Source organism: Aestuariivirga sp. (genome assembly GCF_044239095.1).
Lineage (GTDB): Bacteria > Pseudomonadota > Alphaproteobacteria > Rhizobiales > Aestuariivirgaceae > Aestuariivirga.
On record NZ_JBIICB010000255.1, the window covers coordinates 1 to 6,355 of the forward strand.

7 protein-coding genes and 1 pseudogene are annotated in these 6,355 nt (G+C 54.4%); 2 read left to right on the forward strand and 6 right to left on the reverse strand.

Features of this window, described 5'->3' with window-relative positions; translation table 11 throughout:
• Both ACILRA_RS18290 and ACILRA_RS18295 read left to right on the forward strand, forming a co-directional pair.
• The coding region (locus ACILRA_RS18290) for a transposase domain-containing protein (protein ID WP_395663501.1) at positions 1 to 118 on the forward strand (118 nt) is incomplete at its 5' end.
• Between the two features lie 112 nt (positions 119 to 230).
• Entirely contained in the window at positions 231 to 617 is a 387-nt protein-coding gene (locus tag ACILRA_RS18295) for a transposase (protein ID WP_395663502.1), read from the forward strand.
• Positions 618 to 793: 176 nt separating this feature from the next.
• Here ACILRA_RS18295 and ACILRA_RS18300 read toward each other — a convergent pair whose 3' ends face one another.
• The 6 genes and pseudogenes from ACILRA_RS18300 to ACILRA_RS18325 all read right to left on the reverse strand — a co-directional run.
• Positions 794 to 1,786 carry a glycosyltransferase family 2 protein gene (locus ACILRA_RS18300; RefSeq protein ID WP_395663497.1) on the reverse strand — a complete coding sequence of 331 codons (993 nt, stop codon included), beginning with the start codon at positions 1,784 to 1,786 and terminating at the stop codon, positions 794 to 796.
• 905 nt (positions 1,787 to 2,691) lie between these two features.
• Positions 2,692 to 3,636 carry a prohibitin family protein gene (locus ACILRA_RS18305; protein WP_395663498.1) on the reverse strand — a complete coding sequence of 315 codons (945 nt, stop codon included), beginning with the start codon at positions 3,634 to 3,636 and terminating at the stop codon, positions 2,692 to 2,694.
• Positions 3,633 to 5,360, reverse strand: a complete 1,728-nt coding sequence (locus tag ACILRA_RS18310) for an ATP-binding cassette domain-containing protein (RefSeq protein WP_395663503.1) — start codon at positions 5,358 to 5,360, stop codon at positions 3,633 to 3,635. The genes ACILRA_RS18305 and ACILRA_RS18310 overlap by 4 nt, the downstream gene beginning before the upstream one ends.
• Before the next feature lie 15 nt (positions 5,361 to 5,375).
• Entirely contained in the window at positions 5,376 to 5,543 is a 168-nt protein-coding gene (locus ACILRA_RS18315; protein WP_395663499.1) for a hypothetical protein, read from the reverse strand.
• Entirely contained in the window at positions 5,543 to 6,025 is a 483-nt protein-coding gene (locus tag ACILRA_RS18320; RefSeq protein ID WP_395663500.1) for a YcjF family protein, read from the reverse strand. Before ACILRA_RS18320 ends, ACILRA_RS18315 begins: the two co-directional genes overlap by 1 nt.
• Positions 6,026 to 6,230: 205 nt before the next feature.
• A pseudogene (locus tag ACILRA_RS18325) lies at positions 6,231 to 6,355 on the reverse strand (IS630 family transposase); the annotation flags it as partial.

The following is a 6,355-nucleotide window of genomic DNA, read 5'->3' on the forward strand; positions in this document are numbered from 1 at the left end:
CAATCCCTTCAACTACCTCCAACACACGCTTCGCGCCATCCTCGACGGTCATCCCAGGAACCAGATCGAGCAACTGATGCCCTGGACCTGCGATCAAGCGTCAAGCCTCGCCGCATAGGGGATCGGCATAGCGCTTACACACCAATCTCTATGGGGCGTAGACGGCGCTTACAGTTCATGGCTTCAAAGCCCATGTCGGTGCTGATGCGGATACGGCTCTTGTCGAGGAGATTGCCGTAACTCCTGCTAACGTAAACGATGGCAGGGCTGGCCCTGATGCTTTGCCTGACAATCCTGGCAAGGTGTTTGCCGACAGCGCCTATCGCGGCAATCATTTCGGCGACGCGGTGCGCGCCAAGGGTGGAACGCCACGCATCGTCGCCACCGGTATGTGGGGACAGGACGAATCCAAAACACAAGCACGGCTTGAGGCCTGGAACCAACCAATCCACCGTATCCGTGGCCGGATCGAGAAGATCTTCGGGACTTGGAAGCGAAGCTACGGTCTCCGCCGGATGCGATGGCGAGGGCTTGCTAAAGCAGGCGTTCAAATTCGCCTCACCGCTATCGCCTATAATATGAAGCGGAGTTTGAAGATCATCGATATGGCCGGATAGCGCTCAAAAAAGACCACCGGCGCTGACACGAGAGCGTCCAAGGCCAAACCCGGTGACGCCGGCATCGATATCTTCGCATCTTCTGCCTGAAGTCGAATAGCTCGCGGAAAATCAAGCAATGGAAAAACCGCGCACAGGTCTCATAACCCACTCGTTTTTCAAAAGAGCCTGACGGTTCATACTGTCGGCGTTCGCCTCAACGCTCCATTAAGCACAGCCAGGTTCAGTCGTTTTGCTTCGGCGAAGCGTTGGATCCGTCGGGCAGTTCGCCAGCCTGCTAAGCGCCGAATGATCTGAAAGTATAGCGGGCCATCTGGTCTTAAATGTGAGCCTCCAAGTTTTACCACACGTTCTCGAGCAAAAGCACGAAGATCGGGATAATTAGGATAAAACTCATATTCAAAATGCTGAAATACATCCGCGCAGGCAGATCGCGCCAACTCGGTGTTAAGCACCGACAGAACACTGTTCGTTCCTTCAAGAAGTGAAACGAGCGCTCCTTCCGCATAAAAACGAGATCGCCGACTTGAGAGGCTATTCGGAATCCCTGATCTGTAGAAAACCTTTGCGCCAGAAGCGAAGCGTAGTGAGTTACAATTCGCGATCATTCGACAATAGAACTCAAAGTCATCGATTAGTGAGAGAGCTTCATTCCACCCCCCAAATCTGTCGACATGGACCCGAGGCAACAAAAACATTGCTGACTGCATCATGCCCCAACCGCCTCCGATCAGCCAGTCTGGGCCAAGCGCGTCTCTGTAGGTAGGTCGCCATGGAAATTTCGCTTCGTCTATTCTGTAACAAAAACGATCCCACTGCCCCATAACGATGTCATGGTGTCCACTCGATAGGCTCAATAAAGCAGAGACGTGAGAGGGTGAAATGATATCGTCGGCATCCATGAAGATAACATAACCACCCGATGATGCGTCAAGCGCTCGATTTCGTGCCGCTGACGCCCCCCTGTTGTCTGTCTGTATAACTACTAAATTATCTGATTTATATTGAGATATCACATCCAATGACTTGTCGGAAGACCCATCATCGACAATTACCAACTCGACATCTCGATGATCTTGAGCCAGAACGCTATCTATTGCTTCGGAGACGTAAGATTGTGCATTGTGACAAGGCATCAGGACTGAAACGCGCATGACTTCATACAACATGAACGCAATGAAGATGAGGTCTTATCAAGAAAATTAGTTGCTCGGAGAGTTGCATGTCTACTCCAAGGGAGAATGCCGCTCTAACTCGAAACCAAGTTGACCCCGCGATGACAGAGATTCCTGTAGATAGCCACTGAGCAGCTCGGAGTGTTTGACTCACTACACCCCACAAGCCGAATGTCGACGCTCCACCGGTAGCAATCACGAGCCGTTCGGCAAGAATGTCCGAGTGGGCTTTCGCGTCAGTTCGCTCATTTATCTTTTCATAGGTTAAAAACATTGTTACGTTGATTTCATTGCAACCTTCACAAGAAACTGAGCCCCCTCGATGCCGGCTGATAATGCTTGTCGCAGTCTCAATGCTGGAAAAAAAGTCCGCGGATGCTTGAGTTACATGCAGGTCGGGATTTTCATAGCGTCGAAGACAATTGTCAAATATTACTGAGTCGACAAAGGGGGAGCAACATCAATATCTCCATCAGCAGAAGCGTCATCGTATATAATGGCCTCATCGAACAGGGGGGCCTCCCTGAGGCGCAGCATAATGCAATAGATCACCTAAGAGTGCAGGCCGCAATGAGGAAAGCAATGGTCCTGTCAGGCATTACGGCATTCTTGTCGTTTACTTCCTTCTATAAACTCGTCTTCAGTTCTATAAACTCGTTTTGAGAGCGAGACCTGACTCTTTTGAAAGATTGGAGATCAGCACTATCAAAATGGATAAGCAGATACTCTTGAAAGAGAAGAGCCGCGCTTCGTTTACTCCGGTGATGACGGCGCGGTGGCAGATCAAGTCGAGTCTTCGGCAACGTGGAAAGTGATCGCCAACCGATCAAGACAACCGAGCTGCTTATTCATGTCTCACGCTGCCTGATCACTGCACACCCAGAGTTCGCCAAAAGTTGCTACGGCGCAGTCGTCGCACTCGGTGCTCCGGAGTATCCCTTAGACACCACTTCCGGGGCCTCCCGGCCGAAACCATCGAGGATCACCGGCAGTCCGCCCTCACCACTGCCCATGATGACGATCTTGCTGTTGGGCGACTTCGACAGTTCCATCGTGGCCTCAATGCCGCGCCACTTGAGGTAGCTGTCAGAAATCGCCGGGGTCACCGTCTCCTGGAAATTGCGGATCCCTTGTGCTTCAACCGCCTTGCGCTGGCTTTCAAGTCTCTCCCGATCGACGCGATACTTGTATTCCTCCACAATCTGGGCCTGCTCCAGCTTGTCACGAATTGCCTTCTGCAATTGTTCAGGCAGGTCGACTTCACGGATGAGCACGTCTCGGAGCATGATCACATTCTTGGTGTCACCCGATGCTATTTCCGCGCCAACGCCGTTCTCGCGAGTATAACTCACAACCTGATCATAAATTTCTTTCCCGACGACTGATCGGCTGTCGGACACAAGCATTCCAACGTCATAGCGCGAAACAATCTCTCGCGTGATCGAACCGATCTCGGGCACAAGAAGCGACACCAGATAATCCGGCCCATACAGTTTTTGGAGGACAGGCGTAGTGTTGGGATTCACACGCCACCGGAAAGTGAGGGTCATGCGAAACTGGAGACCGTCCTGAGAAATCACGGTGAAGTCCTCGTCACGCGACTGCAGCCTCGCATCGTAAATATACAACCTGTCCCAGGGAAAAGTCAGATGCAGTCCCTCTTTAACGACAGGCGACGTAATCCGGGTTCCGCCAAAGAACAGGTACCACATGACGCCGACTGATCCCGGAGGGACAGACAACACGATCCGGCTCCAGAACACCACCAGCACGAACAGGCCAACAAGCAAGGTGAAGATGATTCCAGCGGTCAGCCTTCGGAACACCGATCTGAGGATCTTCATGCTATGACCCGCTGCATCCGGCCCTCTTCCATATGATAGCGCGCGTCTGCACACCCGAAATACCGATCGTCATGCGTCACAGCGAAGACTGTCTTACCAGACGCTTTTAGCATGGGCAGAAACTCGTTGTAGAACCGCGCGCGCGTCGCTGGATCCTGATCGGCCGCCCATTCATCAAAGACCAGTACCGGCCGATCCTGCGCAATCGCCAGCGCCAATGCCAAGCGCTTGCGCTGGCCCGTCGACAAAATATCAGGGTCATATCCTAACGACAGGTCATCTGGCAGCTTCTGGCGGATATCGAGCAGGGAAAGTGCCTTCTCGAGGCGCTCCATCCCGGCCAGATCAAGTCCATAGGGCTTGCGGAATATATGGTTGTCCGCGAACACTACCCCAAAAAAATTGCGATACCCCTGCGAAGAGCTTGCCGGGAGTGCCCTCCCGTCGATCTCGATCCGCCCACTGTCCAAGGGATAAAGTCCCGTCAGAAGGCGCAATGCCGTGGTCTTGCCTGAACCGTTCGCGCCGGTAAGGAAAACGATCTCTCCACGTTCCAGCGAGAGGTTCAATCCTGCGACCGAGAAGCCCGCTTCACCCTCTTCTTTGCGGTGAGCGTAGTGGACCTCCACCAGCTTGATGCTGGAGAACGAGAGCGTCGCTTCTCCTGTCTCGTGGTCGAGGACCAGCAGCGCATCGACTTCCCTCTCAAACTCGGCAATGGCCTGAACACAAAACTGCCCCGTTGCGAGTTGCTGCATCGCGCCGACCACCCCACCAATCGGCCCGAGCAAGAACAGTACTGCCGTGATGATCCGCTGGATCTCACTCCCGCCAGAATCCGTCAGGACAGGCAGGATGAATACAACCGCTCCTGCCAATAAGTAGGAGGCTGAGTTTCCCGTTGTAATCAGTTGGCTCAGCATGCCGGCCGTCCGTGTCCGGTGCCGTGCCACCAAATCCGACGCCTCCACAATGTCACGCTCAAGCGCCACGCACTTATCCGGGTCAAGTCGCAACTCCTTGAACCCGTCTGTCACCTCCTCAGCCAAACGCGCGAGTCGCGCATCAGCGTTACCGGCCGCGCGCATCTCCCCCTTCATGCTGCGTTCCGTATTCATATAGCCCAGAACCAGAAGTCCAGCCACCGATACAGTAAGCAGACCTGCCAGCACGGAGAGCGTAAACAGATACACCAGCATGAAACACAACAGGATCAGCGCCTCGAAACCCGCCACAAGCGGCACGATCGTCTGCGAGAGTTGTTCGTAATGTCTCGCCAGACCGTCCAGCATTCGCCCGCGCGACAGTTGCTCCGTGTCGCGAAGCGAAAGCCGCGTGACCTTTTCAGCAATCCCGGTCCTCCAGCCATGGAGCGCCTGTTCAACCGCGGCACTCGCCCGCGAGATCACGCGTTGCTGGGTAAGACGATAGGCAACCAGCACTGTGATGAACAACAACGCCAGCGCCGCCGAGTAGCTCCGGTTCTGGACAAGCAGCGCCTCCGAATTCAGAACAAACAAGATGCCCGTGCCGCAAAGTGCTGACAACGCGGCGAGCAACGCAAGACCCGGAACAGTGGAAGGGGTCAGCATGCGGTTACGCCAGGGACGAGCGCCAGCACCAGCCTTGGCGCTGCGAATCGCGAGAAGCCGCCGGAGAACGCCATCGCCCAGAGACTTTAGTGAGAGATCGTCGTTCCCGCCATCGTGATCAGACGATCCCATGTCAAACACCGGACCTCATGACAGATTGCGCTGCGCACCAACCAGCAGCACCAGCGCCATCACCAAGGGCGTGAGCAGCAGCGAGAGGACAAAATAGCCGGCAAATCCTACGGCACGTTCTCGACCAAGGTAACCCACAAAGGCACATAAAGACACATAGAGCAGTATGCCAACGATCGGCATTAAGCCACCGCCGCGGACTGCTTATCCTTAGCCCGGGTAAACTCCGCCTCCAACTCATCCTTCACGGCTTCCGCGCTAAAGCTCTCAAGGCTCCCGCCCTTTTCAAAGTGGCGCACGAAAACCTTACCGATTGCATAGCTCGCCGCGGCGCCAAGTGCCGCCATTGAGACCATGCCAAGCACCGTACCCATCACGGGAACCAACTTGAAGCCCGAGCCCAGAAATGCGCCCGTTACACCCGCGGGTAGCAAAGTCCCAAGCAGGACGGAAACTACGCCCCTCGCCGCTTCGGCGCTCACCGGCCGACCATAAGCCTGACTGAGATCCGATATCATCTTCGCCTGAACCGTACCCAGCGCCACAAGATCCAGAACTGGCAAAGGCACCGCACCCGCGGCGGCCGACCAACGGATGGAAGACGATATGATCTCCGCTGCACGCTTATGCACTTCTGATTTTACCACTTCTGCCGTTCCAGCCATAACTATCCTCCAAACCGCCTCGACTAGGCCTATCAAACCAGCATAATCAGTAACGTGTTTCAATAGGATATTGTTGGCAGTTAGCCACGCTTCATTACGTAGCAAAGCCGAAGGTCTACAAAGCGCAAATAGCAAATGGTCGATCGAACTCGCAGTTGCCCTCAAGTTGAAAGCCTATTCCGATCAGCATCTTCATAGCCGGTCACTAGTGGATTGACTCCAACGTTTGGAACCCACGGTTCCGAGCTGCGATGATATCGCCAGGGTTGGCTTTCCATGCGAAGGGTTTGGGACTGGAGGCGTTGTATTCGCGGATGAAGCGGTTGATGG

Excerpts from the sequence above, each read along its gene's own strand:
- ACILRA_RS18300 (WP_395663497.1), bottom strand. The coding sequence starts at position 1,786 with ATGTTGTATGAAGTCATGCGCGTTTCAGTCCTGATGCCTTGTCACAAT.
- ACILRA_RS18305 (WP_395663498.1), bottom strand. The coding sequence starts at position 3,636 with ATGAAGATCCTCAGATCGGTGTTCCGAAGGCTGACCGCTGGAATCATC.
- ACILRA_RS18310 (WP_395663503.1), bottom strand. The coding sequence starts at position 5,360 with ATGGGATCGTCTGATCACGATGGCGGGAACGACGATCTCTCACTAAAG.
- ACILRA_RS18315 (WP_395663499.1), bottom strand. The coding sequence starts at position 5,543 with ATGCCGATCGTTGGCATACTGCTCTATGTGTCTTTATGTGCCTTTGTG.
- ACILRA_RS18320 (WP_395663500.1), bottom strand. The coding sequence starts at position 6,025 with ATGGCTGGAACGGCAGAAGTGGTAAAATCAGAAGTGCATAAGCGTGCA.